This is a genomic window from Pseudomonas sp. W4I3, from assembly GCF_030816195.1.
Taxonomy (GTDB): Bacteria; Pseudomonadota; Gammaproteobacteria; order Pseudomonadales; family Pseudomonadaceae; genus Aquipseudomonas.
The window spans coordinates 5,890,487-5,911,502 of sequence record NZ_JAUSXS010000001.1; the positions used below are offsets into that span (position 1 = coordinate 5,890,487).

18 protein-coding genes and 1 pseudogene are annotated in these 21,016 nt (G+C 62.6%); 12 read left to right on the forward strand and 7 right to left on the reverse strand.

Annotated elements, in window-relative coordinates; all coding sequences use genetic code 11:
• Positions 1-41 precede the first annotated feature (41 nt).
• Entirely contained in the window at positions 42-2,552 is a 2,511-nt protein-coding gene (hrpB, locus tag QF045_RS26835) for an ATP-dependent helicase HrpB (RefSeq protein WP_306494740.1), read from the reverse strand.
• 143 nt (positions 2,553-2,695) lie between these two features.
• Between hrpB and QF045_RS26840 the strand changes: the two genes are divergently transcribed.
• Positions 2,696-3,115 carry a polyribonucleotide nucleotidyltransferase gene (locus tag QF045_RS26840; RefSeq protein ID WP_306494741.1) on the forward strand — a complete coding sequence of 140 codons (420 nt, stop codon included), beginning with the start codon at positions 2,696-2,698 and terminating at the stop codon, positions 3,113-3,115.
• A 9-nt stretch (positions 3,116-3,124) separates the two neighbouring features.
• Positions 3,125-4,030, forward strand: coding sequence for a cation diffusion facilitator family transporter (locus QF045_RS26845; protein WP_306494742.1), 906 nt, complete (start codon positions 3,125-3,127; stop codon positions 4,028-4,030).
• A 26-nt stretch (positions 4,031-4,056) separates the two neighbouring features.
• Here the strand turns inward: QF045_RS26845 and QF045_RS26850 are convergent, their stop codons facing one another.
• Positions 4,057-5,064 carry a DUF6515 family protein gene (locus QF045_RS26850; protein WP_306494743.1) on the reverse strand — a complete coding sequence of 336 codons (1,008 nt, stop codon included), beginning with the start codon at positions 5,062-5,064 and terminating at the stop codon, positions 4,057-4,059.
• Positions 5,065-5,480: 416 nt separating this feature from the next.
• On the opposite strand from QF045_RS26850, the gene QF045_RS26855 reads away from it, so the two are divergent.
• Both QF045_RS26855 and QF045_RS26860 read left to right on the forward strand, forming a co-directional pair.
• Positions 5,481-5,960 carry an Lrp/AsnC family transcriptional regulator gene (locus tag QF045_RS26855; protein ID WP_003194418.1) on the forward strand — a complete coding sequence of 160 codons (480 nt, stop codon included), beginning with the start codon at positions 5,481-5,483 and terminating at the stop codon, positions 5,958-5,960.
• A 199-nt stretch (positions 5,961-6,159) separates the two neighbouring features.
• On the forward strand, positions 6,160-6,369 hold the full coding sequence (locus QF045_RS26860; RefSeq protein WP_025999909.1) for a DUF2788 domain-containing protein: 210 nt from the start codon (positions 6,160-6,162) through the stop codon (positions 6,367-6,369).
• Here QF045_RS26860 and QF045_RS26865 read toward each other — a convergent pair.
• From QF045_RS26865 to QF045_RS26880, 4 genes are all read right to left on the reverse strand, one after another.
• The gene (locus QF045_RS26865; protein ID WP_306494744.1) at positions 6,364-6,999 is read right to left on the reverse strand and encodes a pseudouridine synthase; all 636 of its coding nucleotides are present in this window, start codon (positions 6,997-6,999) and stop codon (positions 6,364-6,366) included. The two genes, QF045_RS26860 and QF045_RS26865, sit on opposite strands and share 6 nt — an antisense overlap.
• A 72-nt stretch (positions 7,000-7,071) precedes the next feature.
• Complete coding sequence (gene amn / locus QF045_RS26870) at positions 7,072-8,544, reverse strand: AMP nucleosidase (protein ID WP_306494745.1); 1,473 nt, start codon at positions 8,542-8,544, stop codon at positions 7,072-7,074.
• Between the two features lie 181 nt (positions 8,545-8,725).
• A complete protein-coding gene (locus QF045_RS26875) occupies positions 8,726-10,372 on the reverse strand; it encodes an acyl-CoA dehydrogenase family protein (RefSeq protein WP_306494746.1) in 1,647 nt (548 codons plus the stop codon).
• Between the two features lie 68 nt (positions 10,373-10,440).
• Positions 10,441-12,840, reverse strand: coding sequence for a 7TM diverse intracellular signaling domain-containing protein (locus QF045_RS26880; RefSeq protein WP_306494747.1), 2,400 nt, complete (start codon positions 12,838-12,840; stop codon positions 10,441-10,443).
• Positions 12,841-13,113: 273 nt separating this feature from the next.
• Here QF045_RS26880 and QF045_RS26885 point away from each other — a divergent pair, with 273 nt between their 5' ends.
• The 4 genes from QF045_RS26885 (at position 13,114) to QF045_RS26900 (ending at position 16,666) form a co-directional block, all read left to right on the forward strand.
• On the forward strand, positions 13,114-13,911 hold the full coding sequence (locus QF045_RS26885; RefSeq protein WP_306494748.1) for a hydroxymethylpyrimidine/phosphomethylpyrimidine kinase: 798 nt from the start codon (positions 13,114-13,116) through the stop codon (positions 13,909-13,911).
• Between the two features lie 49 nt (positions 13,912-13,960).
• Complete coding sequence (gene thiE, locus QF045_RS26890) at positions 13,961-14,590, forward strand: thiamine phosphate synthase (protein ID WP_306494749.1); 630 nt, start codon at positions 13,961-13,963, stop codon at positions 14,588-14,590.
• Between the two features lie 11 nt (positions 14,591-14,601).
• Positions 14,602-15,885 carry a glutamate-1-semialdehyde 2,1-aminomutase gene (gene hemL, locus QF045_RS26895; RefSeq protein ID WP_306494750.1) on the forward strand — a complete coding sequence of 428 codons (1,284 nt, stop codon included), beginning with the start codon at positions 14,602-14,604 and terminating at the stop codon, positions 15,883-15,885.
• A 226-nt stretch (positions 15,886-16,111) separates the two neighbouring features.
• Positions 16,112-16,666: a tetratricopeptide repeat protein gene (locus QF045_RS26900; protein ID WP_057724919.1), complete on the forward strand. Its 555-nt coding sequence runs from the start codon at positions 16,112-16,114 to the stop codon at positions 16,664-16,666.
• 6 nt (positions 16,667-16,672) lie between these two features.
• On the opposite strand, the gene QF045_RS26905 is transcribed toward QF045_RS26900, so the two are convergent.
• Entirely contained in the window at positions 16,673-16,999 is a 327-nt protein-coding gene (locus QF045_RS26905; RefSeq protein ID WP_003236992.1) for a DUF1820 family protein, read from the reverse strand.
• A 131-nt stretch (positions 17,000-17,130) separates the two neighbouring features.
• On the opposite strand from QF045_RS26905, the gene miaB reads away from it, so the two are divergent.
• From miaB to QF045_RS26925, 4 genes and pseudogenes are all read left to right on the forward strand, one after another.
• Entirely contained in the window at positions 17,131-18,459 is a 1,329-nt protein-coding gene (gene miaB / locus QF045_RS26910; RefSeq protein ID WP_306494751.1) for a tRNA (N6-isopentenyl adenosine(37)-C2)-methylthiotransferase MiaB, read from the forward strand.
• Between the two features lie 215 nt (positions 18,460-18,674).
• Positions 18,675-19,680 (forward strand): annotated as a pseudogene (locus QF045_RS26915) (PhoH family protein).
• Positions 19,673-20,146 (forward strand): rRNA maturation RNase YbeY, encoded by a 474-nt coding sequence (ybeY, locus tag QF045_RS26920; RefSeq protein ID WP_306494752.1) that lies wholly within the window; start codon positions 19,673-19,675, stop codon positions 20,144-20,146. The pseudogene QF045_RS26915 and the gene ybeY overlap by 8 nt, the downstream one beginning before the upstream one ends.
• A 27-nt stretch (positions 20,147-20,173) precedes the next feature.
• Entirely contained in the window at positions 20,174-21,013 is an 840-nt protein-coding gene (locus QF045_RS26925; RefSeq protein WP_010206772.1) for an HlyC/CorC family transporter, read from the forward strand.
• Positions 21,014-21,016: the final 3 nt, after the last annotated feature.

Below are 21,016 nucleotides of genomic sequence, written 5' to 3' on the forward strand. Positions count from 1 at the left end.
AGCCACCCCAGTCATCAAAAAGACTGGGGAGTTACTTACACTCAAGGCTTTCTAGGTTTGATTCGGGCCGTCGCTTCGGCCACCAGCGGATCATCCGGCCAGTAATGCTTGGGGTAACGCCCCTTCAAATCCTTCTTCACCTCGGCGTAGGTGCTGCGCCAGAAGTTCGCCAGGTCCTGCGTGACCTGCACCGGCCGCCGCGCCGGTGATAACAGGTGCAACTTCACCACCTGACGCCCACCCGCAATCCGCGGGGTATCCGCTAACCCGAACAGCTCCTGCAAGCGCACCGCGAGGATTGGCGGCTGTTCGCTGTAGTCCAGGCGCACAGACGAGCCCGAGGGTACCTTCACATGCTGCGGCGCGAGTTCATCCAGGCGCTGGGGCAAGGGCCAGGGCAGCAGGTTGTGCAGGTAGCTGGAAATATCCAGGTTGGCGAAATGGCTCAAACGCGTGACCTTGCCCAGATAGGGCATCAGCCAATGTTCCAGATTGGCCAGCAACGCCTTATCGCTGAGGTCGGGCCACTCGCTGGTTTTGCCGGCGTCCAGGTGGCGCAACAGCATCACTCGTGCTTGCCACTGGCGCAGTTCCGGGGTCCAGGGCAGCAGTTCCAGGCCTTTGCGGCGCACCAGGTTGACCAGTGCCTGACTGCGCGCAGACTCGTCGAGACCGGTCAGCGGGTCACGGCTGAGCACCAGTTCACCGACTTTGCGTTGGCGTTCGGCGCGCAGCACGCCTTCGCGTTCATCCCAATCCAACTGGTCGACGTTGCGCACTTGCTCGGCAAGCACCGTATCGAACAGCGCCGGATCAAAATCCGCCGCCAGGTAGATGCGCTCTTCGCGTTGGCCCTGGCGGCTGCCCAGGTCGGCGATCACCAGCCAAGGTTGTTTCATCAGGCTGTCAGCTTCGGCGAACAGCGCAGCGCGGCCGTTGGCCAAACGGTATTCGGCGCCACCGGGGCGACGCTGTTGAGCGACGCGGTCCGGATAGGCCAGCGCCAGCAGGGCGCCGAGCCAACGAGGGTGGGCGGGTTCGGCCACCGGCTGGCTGGCCTTGCCTCTTAAATAACCACGATACTGGCGCGCCAACTGCCTGGCCCGTTGCACCCCGCCCTGGGTACCACGGGCACGCTCTTCGCCGGACATCAGCGCCAGGCGACTGTGCAAGTCCGCACCACCACCGCGCAAGATATCGCGCTCGCCCAACAGCGCCGCCACGTCGCAGGCCATCGCCGCCAGCCCGAGGTCCTGCCCGCGCAACAACAGATGGGCGATACGCGGGTGAGCCGGCAGCTCGGCCATTTTCTGGCCATGGACGGTGAGTTTGTCGTCATTCAAGGCGCCCAGGCGCACCAGCAAATCCTGGGCCTGGGCATAGGCGGCAGTCGGCGGCACATCCAGCCAAACCAACTGGCTGGGGGTCACGCCCCAACGGGCCAACTGCAGCGCCAGGCCGGCGAGGTCGGCAGCAAGGATTTCCGCACTGCCATAGGCGGCCAAACCGTCATGCTGGTCTTCGGACCACAACCGGTAACACACCCCCGGTTCCAGCCGCCCTGCCCGGCCGGCACGCTGGGTGGCGCTGGCGCGGGAGATGCGTTGAGTATCGAGGCGAGTCATGCCGCTGCCGGGGTCGAAACGCGGCACCCGCGCCAGCCCGGCGTCGATCACCACGCGCACGCCGTTGATGGTCAGGCTGGTCTCGGCGATGTTGGTGGCCAGCACCACTTTGCGCTTGCCAGCCGGTGCCGGGTCGATGGCGGCGCGCTGGGCGTTGAGGTCCAATTCGCCGTGCAGCGGGCAGAGCAGCACATCCGTGCCATCCCCCAAGGCATCGGCCAGTTGCTGGTTGACCCGACGAATCTCCGCCTGCCCCGGCAGAAACACCAGCACACTGCCGGTCTCGTCATGCAAGGCTTCAAGGATTGCCTGCACCACCCGCGGCTCGATAAATTCCCCGGCCTGGTACGGCCGCCCCCAGCGCATCTGCACCGGGAACATACGCCCTTCACTGCGCAGGATCGGCGCGTCGTCCAGCAAACCGGCCAAGCGCTCGCCTTCGAGGGTGGCGGACATCAGCAGGATTTTCAGCGGCTGGTCGTCGCGAAACAGCTCGCGGCCATTGAGGCTCAGGGCCAGCGCCAGGTCGGCGTCGAGGCTGCGCTCGTGGAATTCATCGAAGATCAGCAAGCCCACGCCGTCCAGCGCCGGGTCGTCCTGCAGGCGACGGGTGAGAATGCCTTCGGTGACCACTTCTATGCGGGTATTGGGACCCACTTTGCTGTCGAGACGGATGCGATAGCCGACGGTTTCACCGACCTTCTCACCCAACTCGCTGGCCAGGCGTTCGGCGGCGGCCCGCGCGGCGAGCCGCCGGGGTTCGAGCATCAGGATGGTTTGCCCGGCCAACCATGGCTCGTGCAACAAGGCCAGCGGCACGCGGGTGGTTTTACCGGCGCCGGGTGGCGCTTCCAGCACGGCTTCGTGGCGGATCGCCAAGGCGTCACGCAGGGCGGGTAAAACATCATCAATCGGCAACGAATTCATACTGGCTCCAAAGCAGAGCGACGAGTATAACGGCGAACTGCCGGATGCTTGCGCGGGTCTCAAGAACATCAGCCCACATTGGAGCATCGTCGCCTTGTAGACTCGCTTGTGGCCACCTTTCACACCATGTTCAGGAGAGTTTTATGCGTATCGCTTCCCGTGTCATTGGCGGTGTCCTCGCCGTCACCCTGCTGAGCCAACTCACCGCCTGCGGTTCGATTTTCTACCCGGACCGCCGTGGCCAGATCGACGGCAAGATCGACCCGGCGATCGCCGTGCTCGATGCGGTCGGCCTGCTGTTCTATGTGATCCCCGGCCTGATCGCGTTCGGCGTCGACTTCGCCACGGGTGCGATCTACTACGAACCGGGCAAGACCGCCCAGGTCGCGCCGGAAAAACTGCACGAGGCCATCGGCGCCGACGGCAAGGTCGACAACGCCAAGCTGCAAAGCATCATCGAGAAGGAAACCGGCCGCACCTTGCCACTGGACGACCCTCGCCTGATCCAGTTCAAGGGCAGCGTGCACCAACTGGCGTCCCTGGGCCTGCAGCCCGCCGCGTAAGGACAGCCCATGACCAGCAGTCCCGAACACGCCAGGCTCCTGCGCCTGGCCACCCGCGCCTCGGTGGGCGTGGCCTGTGTGCTGATCATCACCAAGGCCATCGCCTGGTGGTTCAGTGGCTCGGTGGCCATGCTCGCCGGCTTGACCGACTCGCTGCTGGACGGCGTGACCTCGCTGCTCAACCTGCTGGCGGTGCATTACGCCCTGCGCCCCGCCGATGACGATCACCGTTACGGCCACGGCAAGGCGGAGTCACTGTCGGGGATGGCCCAGGCGTTGTTTATCGGCGCCAGTGCAGTGTTGATTGCGTTCCAGGCCTACCAACGCTTGCAGCACCCCGAACCCGTGGGCGCGCCCTGGCTGAGCATTGGCGTGATCGTGTTTTCGCTGGCGCTGACCGTGGCGTTGCTGATGCTGCAACATCGGGTGATCCGCGAAACCGGCTCCAACGCGGTACGCGCCGATTCGCTGCATTACCGCTCCGACCTGATGCTCAACGGCAGCATCCTGGTGGCACTGGTACTCGCGGGTTTCGGCTGGCATCAGGTGGACGCTTGGTTCGGCCTGGCGATCGCCGCTTACATCCTGTGGAGCGCCATCCAGATCGCCCGGGAAAGCTTCGCCGTATTGATGGACGAAGAACTGCCGGCGGACATCAGCCAGCACATGCTGGACCTCGCCCGTGGCGTACCGGGCGTACTGGGTGCCCATGACTTGCGCACGCGGGTGTCCGGCAACCACTGGTTTGTGCAGTTGCATCTGGAGTTGCCAGGGGAGCTGACGCTGTCAGTGGCCCACGGCATCAGCGATCAGGCCGCCGATGCCATTCATCAGGCCTACCCGAAGGCCGAGGTGCTGGTGCATGCGGATCCTGCGGATCAGCTAAAAGCGGCAAGCAACAAGCCCCAAGCTTGAAGCTAAAAACTTGAAGCTTGCAGCTGCTACTGTTGCACCTGATAGCCGCGACTGCTCAGGCAGTTGCCCTGGGCCTGGCGATAGGTTTGCACCACTGCCGGGTCGGGGGCGTAGGTGACCGTGCGAGGGTCGAACCCACTCTGCTGCACGGCCCAGCGATAACAGTCGTAGCCGTCTTGCTGCACCTGGGCCGGTGACTGGCCGTTGGCGGGATACGCCACCACGTCATAACCGTTGCCCTGGGGCGCAGGTTGCGGTGCCGGCACGGCCGTCGGCGGTTGCACCACTACGTACTGCGCGGTGCTGCTCTCGTAGGCGTAATAGGCACCGGCGGCGAGAAAGAACAGCGAACTGCCCACCCACACTTCCCTCGCGTAATCCGGCAGGTATTGCACACGGATACCGTACGGCGGCGTCACCACCACATAGCGCGGGCCTTGTGGGCGATACCAGTAGCCGCCGGAGTAAAAGTAATCCTGGCCACGGTAGGGCACGCGGTAATTGCGGTCGGGAAAACGGTCGACGACGTAGCCTGGGCGATATTGCGGGCCCGACCCCCAACCATTGCCATGCCCATCGGGACGACCTGGCCAGCGGTGGTCGCCAGGACGGCCATTGTCGCCAGGCCGTGAACCTGGACCGCCCGCCTCCCAATGTCGGTTGTCGTCGTTACGCCGTGGGATATCGCGGTAATAGCCCTGTCGCGGCTCCTGGGTCTGGCGCACGGTATCGGGCCGCCCCTGGATCGGCAGGTTATTCGACGGCTGCGGTTGCGGCCGCCCCGGTTCGTTCGCCTGGGGGCGCCCTTGCCATTGACCGCCGCCATTCTGGCCGGCGTGATCGCCATGCGGGTTCTGCGGGCGCGGCTGGTTATTTTCCGCACGCCCACCGCCTTCCGGCCCCCGTTCATGCTGCCCGCCGCCCTGCGGGCGCTGCCCCTGGCCCGGTGAGTTATCGCGTTCGTCGGCTACCGCCTGGGCGCCCACGCTGACCACCAGCAAACCAACACCTGCCATACGCCAGATGCGCTTCATGCTTTTCCTCACTGCGGATTAGGGCCTGTTCATGAGACTGGAAAAGCCTCGCCCGGTTCTGAGAGAGGTTATCAGTCACGAGAACTATTTTCTTGAAGGAAAAGAAAAGGGGTGACCCGTCGGCCACCCCTTGAGAATTTCGTCCTGGCTCAACGCTTTTGACGTTGGCTCACCTCACGCCGTCTTGTGGACAGTGTGCAGCCTGGAGGCCGGCTCAACCCTGCTGGGGTGGCGGCCGCAGCGGGCCGGATTGGGCTCGCTGCAGTGGACTGTTGTCCAGGCGGTGATTCTGTTGATAAAGATACCCGCCTGCGCCCGATGGATGATTGCGAAGATTGCGTCAATAAACAGTGCTTGCGCAATTTTTAACCCTTCATGGATAATTCACCGCAATAGTTACGACGAAGGCTAACCCAATGAGCAAGCTTGACCGATACGACCTGAGTATTTTGGCGGAATTGCAGCGTGACGCACGGATCTCCAACCAGGAGCTGGCCGAGCGTATCGGCCTGTCGCCTTCGCCCTGCTCGCGCCGGGTCAAGCAGTTGGAGGACGACGGCTACATCGCCCGCCAGGTCGCGTTGCTCGACCGCAAGATGCTGGGCCTGAGCCTGACCGCCTACGTATTGATCGGCATGGACCGGCACACCCCGGAACGTTTCGAGAATTTCGAAGCGGCCATCCGCACCCTGCCCCAGGTGCTGGAATGCAGCCTCGTGACCGGGATGGATGCCGACTATCAGTTGAAAGTGGTGGTGCCGGACATGGACCACTATCAGAAACTGCTGCTGGGCCACCTGACCCGGATTGAAGGCGTGACCAGCGTGCGCTCGAGCTTCGTACTGAACCAGGTGCTCAACAGCACCGAGCTGCCGCTGACACACCTGCGCACCTGAGAACACTGAGGCTCAAATGTGGGAGGGGGCTTGCCCCCGATTGCGGTGGGTCAGTTGATAAATGTACCGACTGACACTCCGCTATCGGGGGCAAGCCCCCTCCCACATTTGAAGCATACTTCGATCCAGGTCAATGTAGCGTCTGTGGACACTGCCTTATACTTGCCGCCTGCCCTCGTCGGAAAAGCCCATGAACAACATCGACCCCGCCCTGTTCGAAGAATGGATGATGACCGGCCTGGTCACGATCCTGATTATCTTCATGGGCTTTATCGTCTGGGACCTGGCGAAAAAATCCAAGGCCGGGCGCTTTGGCTCGTTCATTCTGTTTTTCGTGCTGGGCCTGGGCGTGGCCGCGTTCATCATCAAGAGCGTGGTGATCGGCCTGATCGAGTCCGGCGCCTTATAAGCGCGCCGGTACGGCCTTCCACTGGCCCTGGTCGAGGCCTTCGATAGACCAGTCGCCAATGCGCACGCGCACCAGGCGCAACGTCGGCAGGCCCACCGCCGCGGTCATGCGCCGTACCTGGCGGTTACGCCCTTCACGAATCACCAGTTCCAGCCAGTGGGTGGGCACGCTTTTGCGAAAGCGCACGGGCGGGTTGCGTGGCCATAAATCAGGCTCCGCCAACTGCCGGGCCTCGGCGGGCAAGGTCATGCCGTCGTTAAGCTCCACACCGTCGCGCAGACGTTGCAGCTGTTCTTCGGTGGGTTCGCCTTCGACCTGCACCCAGTAGGTTTTCGCCAGCTTGTGCCGGGGGTCGGCAATGCGCGCCTGCAACTGGCCGTCGTTGGTCAGCAGCAACAGGCCTTCGCTGTCACGGTCCAGGCGGCCTGCCGGGTAGATGCCGGGTATGTCGATAAAATCCTTGAGGGTCGCGCGCCCGCCTTCGTCACTGAACTGGGTCAGCACATCGAAAGGCTTGTTGAACAGGATCAGCTTGGGCTCGGCGGGCGGCGCCTTGGCGACACGACGCGGGCCTGCATGCGGGGGTTTCACGCCAGGGCGGCGCGAATCGGGACGGGTAGGACGGGACATGGCGAAGAAAACATCTAACGGTCAGGACCGACAATGCTAGTGGCCTGACCGCTAAATGACCATCCCAACCGCTTAGCGGAACGGTGGCTCGTCGAAGCTGCGCAGTTTGCGCGAGTGCAGCGCGTTGAGTTCGGTGCGCAACAGGTCGACAGCTTCGATGCCGATCTTCAAGTGCTGGCTGACCGCACGCTCATAGAATGCGTTGGCCGAACCGGGCAACTTGATCTCACTGTGCAGCGGTTTATCCGACACACACAACAAGGTGCCGTACGGCACGCGCAACCGGTAACCCTGGGCGGCGATGGTGCCGCTTTCCATGTCCACCGCCACGGCACGCGACAGGTTGATCAGCGGCCGTTCCTGGGCCCAGCGCAGCTCCCAGTTGCGGTCGTCGTAGGTCAGCACGGTGCCGGTGCGCAGGCGTTTTTTCAGTTCTTCGCCTTTTTCGCCGGTGACTTTCGCCGCCGCCTGCTGAAGCGCCAGTTGCACCTCGGCCAGGGCCGGGATCGGGATGTTCGGCGGCACCACACGGTCCAGAATCCCATCGCGACGCATGTAGGCGTGGGCCAGCACATAGTCGCCGATGGTCTGGGATTGGCGCAGGCCGCCGCAGTGCCCGATCATCAGCCAGCAATGCGGGCGCAGCACAGCGAGGTGGTCGGTGATGTTCTTGGCGTTGGACGGGCCCACGCCAATGTTCACCAGGGTCACGCCGTGGCCGTCACTGGCCTGCAGGTGATAGGCCGGCATCTGGTAACGGTGCCACACCACGCCCGCGGCAATCGCCGACGCTTCGCCGTGGTCCATGCTCTTGTCGATCACCACGTTGCCCGGCAGCACCATGCGGATAAACCGTGGGTCGCTGCGCAGTTGCTCCAGGCCATGCAGGATGAACTGGTCAACGTAGCGATGGTAGTTGGTCAGCAGGATCCACGGCTGCACATGGCGCCAGTCACTGCCGGTGTAGTGCACCAGGCGGCGCAGGGAAAAGTCCACACGGGCCGCGTCGAACAGGGCCAGGGGCAGCGGGTCGGTGTTTTCCCAGTCATACAGGCCGTCGGCGATGCCGTCGGTGGCGGCGGACAAGTCGGTGCTGGGGAACACGCGGGCCAGGGTTGCGGCGGTCACGCCGGAGCCGGCCAGTTCGTCGCCCTGCTCCACCACGTAAGGGTAGGGAATGTTTTGCTGGCTGACGCCCACTTCCACCGTCACGGTGAAGTCGTGCATCAACGGCACCAGTTGCTCCAAAAGGTACTTACGGAACGCCGCCGGATGGGTGACGGTGACGCTGTAGGTACCCGGCAACTGCACCTTGGCATACGCCCGGGTAGTTTGTGGGACTTCGCAGTGGCAGTGGTAAGTCAGGCGCAGTTCCGGGTAGCGAAACAGCGCACGTTGTTCGGCGTCGGGTTCGACGCGGTCCTTGAGGTATTGCTTGAGGGCCTGATTGAGCGCGCCAGTCGCACGCTCATGCAGAGCGGCCAGCCGGTCCACGGCCTCTTCAGCGGTTTGAACGACAACAAAAGCTTCGGTCACGGTAAGCATCCTGTGTTCTGGACTTGCAGGCCTTTATCTTGCCTGTATCCAGGCTGCACTGAAACAGTCGGATTGGAATGCTCTTAATAATGTGGGAGGGGGCTTGCTCCCGATGCGGTGTGTCAGCCAGCAGATTTATCAACTGGCTCACCGCTATCGGGAGCAAGCCCCCTCCCACATGGGTGCGTGTTCAGCCAGGGGTTGAGCGGGCGACAAGGGCTTCTACATCCACGCCGCGCGGCAAGGCGCCATACACTCGACCGTGCGACTCGCCCAGGCGACTGGCAATAAACCCATCACTGACCGCCGCATTCCCAGCCTCCAGCAACAGCTTGGCCTGCAGCGCCAGGGCAATATCCTCAGTCAGCTGGCGGGCGCGGTACTGGATATCCTGGGTGTCCATGAACGCCGACTTCAACCGCTCGATGTGCCGCGCCAGTTGCTGGTCGCCATGCCCATCGCCGAGTTCGACAAACAACGCCTCCAGCACGCCCGGCTCTTTCGACAAGGCCCGCAGCACGTCCAGGCATTGCACGTTGCCGGAGCCTTCCCACGTCGAATTCACCGGCGCCTCACGGTACAGACGCGGCAGGATGCTGTCCTCGACATAACCGGCGCCGCCCATGCATTCGGCGGCTTCGTTGATCATGGCCGGCGCCCGCTTGCAGATCCAGTATTTGCCCACCGCCGTCACCAGCCGGGCGAACTTGGCTTCCTGTTCATTGCCCAGGTGATCCAGCGCCCGTCCCATGCGCAGGCTCAAGGCCAAGGCCGCTTCGCTTTCCAGGGCCAGGTCAGCCAGCACGTTCTGCATCAGCGGCTGTTCGCTGAGCACGCGGCCGCCCACCGAGCGATGGGCGCAGTGATGGCTCGCCTGGGTCAATGCCTGGCGCATCAGCGCGCTGGAACCGACCATGCAATCGAAGCGGGTCATGGCGACCATCTCGATGATGGTTGGCACGCCGCGCCCCTCTTCACCCACCATCCAGGCCAGGGCGCCACGGAACTCGACTTCGCTGGAGGCGTTGGAGCAGTTGCCCAGTTTGTTCTTCAAACGTTGAATGTAGAACTCGTTGCGCGTGTCATCCGGGCGATGCCGGGGCAGCAGGAAACAGGTCAGGCCCTTGTCGGTCTGGGCCAGGGTGAGGAAGCCGTCGCACATCGGCGCCGAGCAGAACCATTTGTGGCCCACCAGTTCGTAAGCCTGCCCCGGGCCGCCCGCGCCCACCGCGTAAGCGCGGGTAGTGTTGGCGCGCACGTCGGTGCCGCCCTGCTTTTCAGTCATGGCCATGCCGATGGTGGCACCGGCCTTGTGGGCGATGCCGACGTTGCGCGGGTCGTATTGAGTATTGAGAATTTTCGGCAGCCAGAGGTCCGCCAGGTCGGGTTGCAAGCGCAAGGCCGGGACGCAGGCGAAGGTCATGGTCAGCGGGCAACCGCTGCCCGCTTCGGCCTGGCTGTGCAGGTAGGTCATCGCGGCGCGCGCCACGTGGGCGCCGGATTGCGGGTGGGTCCACGGCAACGACGGCAGGCCATGCTCGACGGCGGTGCGCATCAGTTCGTGGTAGGCGGGATGAAACTCCACCAGATCGATCCGATGACCATAACGGTCATGGCTGCTGAACACCGGCTTGTGCTGATTGGCCAGGAACCCCGCCGCCATCAACGGCCCGCCGGCCAGCGCACCATAGGCATCGATACGCGACTCGGCCCAGCCGGCGCCGAAGCGACGCGTCCACTCTTGCAGGGGCAGGTCGATGCGGTACAGGTTGGTACCGTCCAGGGACGGTGGCTGGTTGGTGACGTCGTGGGTTTCGGCAAACCGGTGCAGATTCATGACGGGCCTCCTGGAAAAAGGCCACGTGACATCGGGGCCCTGATTTCAGTTAAGCACCGTCACAAGCCTTAAAAAAGTGGCATACGTGCCGAATGCTCGGCGCTTTCGCCCTGCTGCGGACACAGTACGAGACGCTCCAGTGTCGCCTGCAAAGCCTCGAAACGTACCGGCTTGGCCAAGTGCTCGCTCATGCCGATGCCATGACAGCGCTCACGATCGGCCACATTCAGCGCCGTGCTCAGACCGATCACCGGCAACTCACCGCAACCTGGCAAGGCACGAATCTGGCAGCACAACGAGAAGCCGCCCTCAGGCACATCCAACACCACCGCGTCGAACCTGTTCTCCTGCAAAGTAGCCAGCGCCGCCGGGCCACCGTCCACGGCCTTGACCCGATAACCCAGCTTGAGCAGCATGCCGCGCACCGCCAGTTGCGCCACGCTGTTGTCATCCACCAGCAGCACTGTGCATTCCAGCGGCGCTCGTTGTGCAGGCTGCACCTGCGTGGCCGGCTTCGGTTCGGGCGGGATCGTCTTGACGTCCATTTCCAGCTGGAAGCGGCTGCCCTTGCGGGGCTCTGAATGATGGGTGAGACGTCCGCCCGCCAGCTCGATCAACTGCCGGCAAATCGCCAGGCCAATGCCCAGGCCGCCGTATTCGCGGGTCATCGAGCCATCGAGTTGGAAGAAGCGCTGATACAGCGTGGCCTCGTCCAGGAAGGCGAAGCCGATACCGGTATCGGTCACGATAAAGCTCAAGCGCCATTCGCCATCTGCCTGGGGAACCCCAACCACGCGCAAGCGCACCGCGCCGTGGTGGGTGAATTTGAAGGCGTTGTCCAACAGGCAATCCAGGCACTGGATCAGCTTGTCGGCGTCGCCGATCACGCGGTCCGGCACGGTATCGGCAACGTCAACGGAAAACTCCAGGCCCTTGGCCTGGGCGCTGGCGGTGAACTGCTGACGCAAGGTATCCAGCACCGCGCGCAAGCCAAACACCTGCGGTCGGGCAGCCAGGCGGCCGGCCTGCAACTCGGTCAGGGTGAGAATGCCGTTGACCATGCGCATCATGTCCCGCGCCGACCCCGCAGCGGTTTGCTGGTATTGCGCCAGGTCATCGTCCAGGGGCACGGTTTGCATCAGCTCGAGGGAGCCGATCACGCCGTTCATCGGCGTGCGTAACTCGTGAGTCAAGGTGGCGAGGAATTCATCCTTGAGCCGATTGCTGCGGGCCAGTTGCTGGTTGAGCACTTCGAGCTTCTGGCTGGCGTCGAACAGGATCTGCGCCTGCTGCTCACGCATGCCGTTGATACGGTCGGCCAGGGCCAGGGACAGCAGCGCGACTTCGATGGCCGAGCCGATCTGGCTGGCATACATGGTGAGGAATACGTTGGGCAAGTAGCCCAGCACCATCAGCGTATTGACTACCCCACCAAGCAAGAACGCCGACCAGGCGATGATGAAATAACGCGCCATGCGCTGGCCGCAATACCAAGCCTTGATCGCCGCCACGAAGATGGTCACGGTGAACACCAGCGCCAGCGCAGTGGCCAGGCGCAGCGCCACCGCGTAGCTGGTCAACAGCGCCAGCACCATGACCAGCCCGCCACAGGCCGTCAGCGCCAGCAAAGTGCGGTTGAGCCAGCGGCTGTGTTGCGCGGTGTGCAGGAAGCTGCGCGCGAACAGGCTGCCGAACAACGCCGCCGAGCCAATCAGGAACGGCACCGCCGCGTTCGCCCACCACGGGTTGTTCGGCCAGAAGTACTCCACGGCCACGCCATTGACCGACAACTGATACAGGCCGAACGAGGCGATATACAGGATGTAATAGAGGTAGCTGGTGTCGCGCACGCTCAAGTAGATGAACAGGTTGTAGACCAGCATGCCCAGCAACACGCCGTAGATAGCGCCCAGCACATACAGGCGCAGCGGCTGCTCTTCCATATAGGCAGTGCCTGCCCACAGGGTCAACGGCGCCTGGATCGAGCCTTGGCTTTGCAGGCGCAGGTAGACCGTCTGCCGCTGGTCGGGCACGAAGTTGAGCTTGAACAGGTAGTTGCTCTGGCGCACTTCACGGCTGGAAAAGGGTAATGCGCTGCCGGTGCGGGTGGTCAGCCGATAGTTGCCGGTGCCGTCGTTCTGGTACAGGTCCAGGCGATTGAGCGGCGGGTAAGCCAGTTCCAGAAACCAGGTACGCGGGGAGCGAGGGTCAATGGCGGTGTAGTGCAGGTTGACCTTGAGCCAGAACACCGAGCGCGAATAACCGGCATTAAGGGTGGGCTTGTCGTGAGTCTTGAATTGGGTGGCGTAGGCAGGGGAGCTGACGTCGGCGATGGTGAGGGTGCCGGTGGGGTCTTCGAGCACTTGCATGACCCGGCCCAGTGGCAGGCTTCGGGTGCTCTGATTGAACTCGACGGCGCCGGCCAGCAGCGGCAGCCCGCACAATAATAAAATCAGCAAATAGCGCATAGAGCCCCAGCGTGGCCTGTCCGGTTATGTCAAAAAGCCCCCCATCCTTTTGAGAAGACGTATACCGGCGATACAGTAAGTTGTTTGGATCCACTCTAGCATAGCCGCTAAAGGCCATTGGACACCATTGGAACTATTTTTTGGAGGGCTCTGGAACGTGGCTTTCAGGGGCATTCATTCGTTTTTCTGCGATTACAAAGGCGCTGTGCAACGCAACATTCCCTTATCGCCGGACAGCCACGCAAAAAGCGTTTGGTGGTAAGCTCGCGCACCATGAATATCTACAGCTCTCGCCCTGTTGTTCTCTGTCTCTCCGGCCATGATCCCAGTGGTGGCGCCGGCTTGCAGGCAGATATCGAAGCCCTGCTCGCCCAGGGTTGCCACGCGGCGCCTGCCGTCACCGCGCTGACCGTGCAGAACACCGTCAATGTCAGCGACTTCCGCGTGCTCGACCGCGAGTGGGTGCTGGCCCAGGCCAATGCCGTGCTCGGCGATTCCGAAGTCGCGGCGGTGAAGCTGGGCATGCTGGGGTCTACGGCGATGGTCGACACGGTGGTCGAACTGCTGCAAGCGCACCCGCACCTGCCGGTGGTCTGCGACCCGGTGCTGCGCGCCGGCGGCGGTGGCAGTCTGGGCAAGGATGAAGTCGGCTATGCGATGCGCGAGCGGCTGTTGCCGCTGGCACTGATCGCCACGCCCAACCTGCCCGAAGCGCGCATCCTTGCCGAATTGCCTGACGGCAGCGCCGATGAATGCGCCGAGAAGCTGCTCCCTTTCATCAAGCACCTGCTGATCACCGGCGGCCACGGCGACGAGCACGAAGTGCACAACCGCCTGTACAGCCGCGACGGCAGCCGCCATACCTATACGTGCCAGCGTCTGCCCGGCAGCTATCACGGCTCCGGTTGCACGCTGGCCAGCGCATTGGCGGGGCGACTCGCCCAGGGCGAAGGCCTGGCCAGCGCCGTGCAGTCGGCGCTTAACTACACCTGGCGCACCTTGCGTGACGCCGAACAACTCGGCCAGGGCCAGTTCGTACCGCGTCGGTTGCCACTGGATTTCTGCTCGTAGCTCACCGTTCATCACCACTTACCGCTCGTCACAGCAAGGGGCTTGCCCGATGAAACTACGTGGCCTTTACGCCATTACCGACAGCCAACTGTTGGCCGGCAAGTTCCTCGCCTACGTCGAAGCGGCGCTGGAAGGCGGCGTGACGCTGCTGCAGTACCGCGACAAAAGCAGCGACGACGCGCGCCGCCTGCGTGAAGCCGAGAAACTGCGGGAGCTGTGCGCGCGCTACAAGACCCAATTGATCATCAACGACGACGCCGAACTGGCCGCACGCCTGGGCGTGGGCGTGCACCTGGGCCAGACCGACGGCCCGCTGACCCCGGCCCGTTCGCTGCTCGGCTCCAGGGCGATCATCGGTGCCACGTGCCACAGCCAGATCGAACTGGCCGAACAGGCCGCCAGGGAGGGCGCCAGCTATGTCGCCTTTGGCCGCTTCTTCAATTCCACGACCAAGCCCGGCGCCCCTGCCGCCAGCCTTGACATGCTGGCCGAGGCGCGCAAGCGCCTGCACCTGCCGATCTGCGTGATCGGCGGCGTGACCCTGGAAAACGCCGAACCGCTGGTGGCCCACGGGGCCGACCTGCTCGCCGTGGTGCACGGCCTGTTCGGCGCCGACAGCACCCAGGAAGTCACGCGCCGCGCCCGTGCATTCAACGACCTTCTTAAATCTTCAGTTTAGAGAGCCCGATCATGTCCCGTTCCGAAACCCTGTTTGCCAACGCCCAGAAACACATCCCCGGTGGTGTGAACTCCCCCGTGCGTGCGTTCAAGAGCGTGGGCGGCACGCCGTTGTTCTTCAAGCACGCAGAAGGCGCCTATGTCACCGACGAAGATGACAAGCGCTACGTCGACTATGTCGGCTCCTGGGGCCCGATGATCCTCGGTCACAGCCATCCGGACGTGCTGGACGCCGTACGCCAGCAACTGCAGCACGGTTTGTCCTACGGTGCTCCGACCGCGATGGAAACCGAGATGGCCGACCTGGTCTGCTCGATCGTGCCGTCGATGGAAATGGTGCGCATGGTCAGCTCCGGCACCGAAGCCACCATGAGCGCCATCCGTCTGGCCCGTGGTTTCACCGGTCGCGACAGCATCATCAAATTCGAAGGCTGCTACCACGGCCATTCCGACAGCCTGCTGGTAAAAGCCGGTTCCGGCGCGCTGACCCAGGGCGTACCGAGTTCGGCCGGCGTACCGGCGGCGTTCGCCAAGCACACCCTGACCCTGCCGTTCAACGACATCGCCGCCGTGGAGCAGATGCTCAGTGAAGTCGGCCAGGACGTTGCGTGCATCATCGTCGAGCCGGTCGCCGGCAACATGAACTGCGTGCCCCCGGCCCCGGGTTTCCTCGAAGGCTTGCGCGAGCAGTGCGACAAGCACGGCGTGGTGCTGATTTTTGACGAAGTGATGACCGGCTTCCGCGTCGCCCTCGGCGGTGCCCAGGCTCACTACGGCGTCACACCGGACCTGAGCACCTTCGGCAAAATCATCGGTGGCGGCATGCCCGTGGGCTGCTTCGGCGGCAAGCGCGAGATCATGCAGCACATCGCGCCCCTGGGCCCGGTCTACCAGGCCGGCACCCTGTCCGGTAACCCGCTGGCAATGGCGGCCGGCCTGACCACCCTGCGTTTGATCAGCCGTCCGGGCTTTCACGCCGAGCTGACCGACTACACCACCCGCCTGCTGGACGGCCTGCAAGTGCGCGCCGACGCCGCCGGCATCCCGTTTGTGACCACCCAGGCCGGCGGCATGTTTGGCCTGTATTTCAGCGGCGCCGACGACATCGTCACCTTTGATGACGTCATGGGCAGCGACGCCGACTTGTTCAAGCGCTTCTTCCACCTGATGCTCGAAGGCGGTGTGTACCTGGCACCAAGCGCCTTTGAAGCCGGCTTCACCTCGATCGCCCATGGCGACGCCGAGCTGAAACTGACCCTGGATGCTGCCGAGCGTGCCTTTGCGGCCCTGAAATAAGTGACGGCGCTGATCTGACGTTGCCCGTGGCAGCGTCAGATTTGCTACTTTGCTTACAGAGATTTCCTGCTTTTTTCGAGAATTGCCCTGCAATCCGGCAGATAACTTGCCCAAGCAGCAGAAAAACGAGTAAAGACTTTGTAAGCAGAGGCCTGCTTATTTCATAATGCGCGCTTATTGGACTCCTTGAGGGTCCGCGCGCCCCGTCAGAGGTAAGTCGATTCCCATGAAACGCACCGGCCGCACCCTGGTTCTGGGCTGCCTGTTGCTCCTTCAGCCGCTGCTGGCGCATGCACAAGCAGGCGGCAACTCGTTGTTAATCCCAGCGATGGGTCGCTGCACCCTCAATACCCAGCCGGACACCCAGGCCGAAGCCCTGAGCGCGTGCCAGAAACAGGCCGATGAGGGGGACGCGCAAGCGCAATACGAGTTGGGCGAGTACTACCACGACAGCAAGAACCCGGCCGTCGACCTCAACAAAGCGTTGAGCTACTTCGAGAAGGCCTCGCTCCAGGGCCACGCCCAGGCGCAATTCCAGTTGGGCAACATGTTCTTTCGCGGTGAAGGTGTACCGGCCAATAACGTCCAGGCCTACATCGTGCTGAAAATGGCTGCGGTCAACGGCGCCGAAGACGCGCTGGACACCGCCGACGAAGTCGCCGAGCACATGCAGCGCGATGAACTGGAAGTGGCAACCCAGGTGCTGGGGCAGATCTTCCGCAATTACCTGCAGGAACTGCAGAGTGCCGACGGGCGTTCGCCCTTCTCACCCCTGCCCTGACCGGCCTTACTTCTCAGGCATTGGCATCGGAAACGGCATGACATTGCTCACGCCGCGCGCTTCGCTGATCTTGGGCGTGCCCAGGCGCTCGACTTCATCGATGCGCACAATCGAATGCATCGGCACAAAACTGCGCACCACGCCTTCAAACTGAGCCTTGAGCTTTTCTTCGCCCGGGTCGACGACCAACTGGGTGCGCTCGCCAAAGACGAACTCTTCCACCTCCAGAAAGCCCCACAGATCACTTTGATAGATCTGCTTGGCGTACATTTCGAACACCTGGCCCTGGTTGAGGAAAATCACCTTGTAGATTGGAGCTTCACGTTTGGTCATGGTGGGCGAGCAACACATCGGGGATATAAAAGAGGGCGCGAACTATAGCATGGCACCCGATGCACAGCGCTAGGAACCAATGGGCATGCCCCCTATAATGCGCGGTTCTTTACCACCAGTTGACGATTCCCATGGCCAAGAAGCTTTACATCGAAACCCACGGTTGCCAGATGAACGAGTACGACAGCTCGCGCATGGTTGATCTGCTGGGCGAACACCAGGCCCTGGAAGTCACCGCCCGCGCCGAAGATGCCGACGTGATCCTGCTCAATACCTGCTCGATCCGCGAACGAGCCCAGGACCGTGTGTACTCGCAGCTGGGCCGCTGGCGCGAATTGAAGCTGGCCAACCCGGACATGGTGATCGCCGTCGGCGGTTGCGTGGCCAGTCAGGAAGGCGCCGCGATCCGCGACCGCGCGCCCTACGTCGATGTGGTCTTCGGCCCGCAGACGCTGCACCGCCTGCCGGAAATGATCGACGCCGCGCGCGCCACCAAGTTGCCGCAAGTGGACGTGTCGTTCCCCGAAATCGAAAAATTCGACCATTTGCCCGAGCCGCGCATCGATGGGCCAAGCGCCTACGTGTCGGTGATGGAAGGCTGCAGCAAATACTGCACCTTCTGCGTAGTGCCCTACACCCGCGGCGAAGAAGTCAGCCGACCGTTTGACGATGTGCTGGCGGAAATCATCCACCTGGCCGAAAACGGCGTGCGTGAAGTGACCCTGCTGGGCCAGAACGTCAACGGTTACCGTGGCCTGACAGACGATGGCCGTCTGGCCGACCTCGCGGAGTTGATCCGTGTGGTCGCCGCCGTCGAGGGCATCGAGCGCATCCGCTACACCACGTCGCACCCGCTGGAGTTCTCCGACAGCCTGATCCAGGCCCACGCCGAAGTGCCGGAGCTGGTCAAGCACCTGCATCTGCCGGTGCAGTCGGGCTCGGACCGCATCCTGTCAGCGATGAAGCGCAACCATACGGCCCTGGAGTACAAATCCAAGCTGCGCAAATTGCGCGCCGCCGTGCCAGGCATCTGCATCAGCTCGGACTTCATCGTCGGCTTCCCTGGCGAGACCGAGAAGGATTTCCAGCAGACCATGAAGCTGATCGAGGACGTGGGTTTCGACTTCTCTTACTCGTTTGTCTACAGCCAACGCCCAGGCACGCCAGCGGCCGACCTGCTGGACGAAACCCCGGAAGCGCTGAAAAAGGAACGTTTGAATGCGCTGCAACATCGCCTGAACCAGCAGGGTTTCGAGATCAGCCGACAAATGGTCGGTTCGATCCAGCGCATCCTGGTGACCGATTATTCGAAGAAGGATCCTGGCGAATTGCAGGGTCGCACCGAGAACAATCGCATCGTCAACTTCCGCTGCGATAACCCGACCCTGATCGGCCAGTTTGCCGATGTGCACATCGACGCGGCCCAGCCGCACTCGTTGCGTGGGTCTCTGGTGCAATAACCGTCATGTCAACGCCATTCAAATGTGGGAGGGGGCTTGCCCCCGATAGCGGTACATCAGACACACATCAGTTGCCTGACACTCCGCTATCGGGGGCAAGCCCCCTCCCACACTGGGACCGTGCAGCATTCCGATAACGTAAGTGCTTTCGCACACCGACGCCTGGCGTTATTCTCTCTTTCACCTCAACAGCCAAAGGGCGGCTAAAAGCGACCTTGAACGCACCTACAGCAGAACCCCATCGTTTTCTCCTCGAGCCGTTTGAGGCTCGCCGTTTCGCCAACCTGTGCGGACAGTTCGACGAGCACCTGCGCCTGATCGAACAACGCCTGAGCATCGAGATCCGCAACCGCGGCAATCAGTTCGAGCTCATTGGTGAACCCCACCACACCACGTCCGCGGAAAACCTGCTGCGTCGTCTCTACCGCGAAACCAAGGGCAGTGAGCTGTCGCCGGAAACGGTGCACCTGTACCTGCAGGAATCCGCCGTGGAAGACCTGGCCAACAACCCCGTAGCCGAAGCCAGCGTGGCCCTGCGTACCAAGAAAGGCATGATTCGCCCACGCGGCTTGAATCAGCAGAAGTACGTCAAGGAAATCCTCGGCAACGACATCAACTTCGGCATCGGCCCGGCCGGTACCGGCAAGACCTACCTGGCCGTGGCCTGTGCGGTCGATGCCCTGGAGCGCGAACAGGTGCGTCGCATCCTGCTGGTGCGCCCGGCCGTCGAGGCGGGCGAAAAGCTCGGCTTCCTGCCTGGCGACCTGGCGCAGAAGATCGACCCGTACCTGCGTCCGCTCTACGACGCACTCTACGAGATGCTGGGCTTTGAGTACGTAGCCAAGCTGATCGAACGCCAGGTGATTGAAATCGCTCCGCTGGCGTACATGCGTGGTCGTACCTTGAACAACAGCTTCATCATTCTCGACGAAAGCCAGAACACCACCGTCGAACAGATGAAGATGTTCCTGACCCGTATCGGTTTCGGCTCCACGGCCGTGATCACCGGCGACATCACCCAGGTCGACCTGCCACAAGGGCACCAAGTCAGGCCTGGGCCAGGTGATCGAAGTGCTCAAGGACGTGCCAGGCATCAGCTTTACGCATTTCATGCCCAAGGACGTGGTGCGCCACCCACTGGTGCAGCGCATTGTCGAGGCCTACGAGCGTTTCGAACACCGCGACGACGGCCTGTCGAAGGACGTACGCCGCGATGCTTGAGCTTGACCTGCAACTGGCCACCGAAGCGGCCGCGCCCAGCGAAGCCCGGTTCCGTCAGTGGTGTGAGCTGGCCTTGCGCCAGCGCACCGCCGATTCGGAGCTGACCATTCGTCTGGTGGACGAGCCCGAAGGTCGTGAGCTGAATCACACCTGGCGCCAGAAAGACTACGCGACCAACGTGCTGTCATTCCCCGCCGACGTGCCCGACGAGTTCCTGGATATCCCGCTGCTGGGCGACCTGGTGATCTGTGTTGCGGTAGTGGAGCGTGAGGCGCAGGAGCAAGAAAAGGAACTCGAGGCCCACTGGGCCCATCTAGTCATCCATGGCTGCTTGCATCTCTTGGGTTACGACCATATAGACGATGACGAAGCCGAGGAAATGGAAGCACTGGAACGAACGTTGCTTGCAGAACTGGGCCATCGCGACCCGTATGCAGACGACGAAAACCAATCGACACTCAACTGAAACAATCAAGGATTTAGAGTAATCGCTATGAGCGAAGACCGATCGAGCAACGGGCAAAAGTCATGGCTGGGTAAATTGACCCAGGCTTTTGCCCACGAGCCGAAAAACCGCCAGGAGCTGCTGGAGCTGCTGCGCGAGGCCCATCAGAACAAGTTGCTGGACAGCGAAGCGCTGGCCATCGTTGAAGGCGCCATCCAGGTCGCTGACCTGCAAGTACGCGACATCATGGTGCCGCGTTCGCAGATGATCAGCATCAAGGCGACCCAGACCCCTCGGGAATTCCTCCCGGCCGTGATCGACTCGGCGCACTCGCGCTACCCGGTGATCGGCGAAAGCCATGACGACGTCATGGGCGTCCTGTTGGCCAAGGACCTGTTGCCGCTGATCCTCAAGGAGAACGGCGACAGCTTCAACATCAAGGACCTGCTGCGCCCGGCCACCTTCGTGCCGGAGTCCAAGCGCCTGAACGTGCTGCTGCGCGAATTTCGCGCCAACCACAACCACATGGCCATCGTGATCGACGAATACGGTGGAGTGGCGGGCCTGGTGACCATCGAAGACGTACTGGAACAGATCGTCGGCGACATCGAAGACGAGCACGACGTTGAAGAAGACAGCTACATCAAGCCACTGCCCAGCGGTGACTTCCTGATCAAGGCATTGACGCCTATCGAGAACTTCAACGAGTTCTTCGACAGCGAATTTTCCGACGATGAATTCGACACCGTCGGCGGCCTGGTGATGAGTGCGTTCGGGCATCTGCCCAAGCGTAACGAAACCACCGAAATCGGCGCGTATCGTTTCCGCATCCTGAATGCCGATAGCCGTCGCATCCATCTGATTCGCCTGACTCCGATTGCCCGCTAAGGA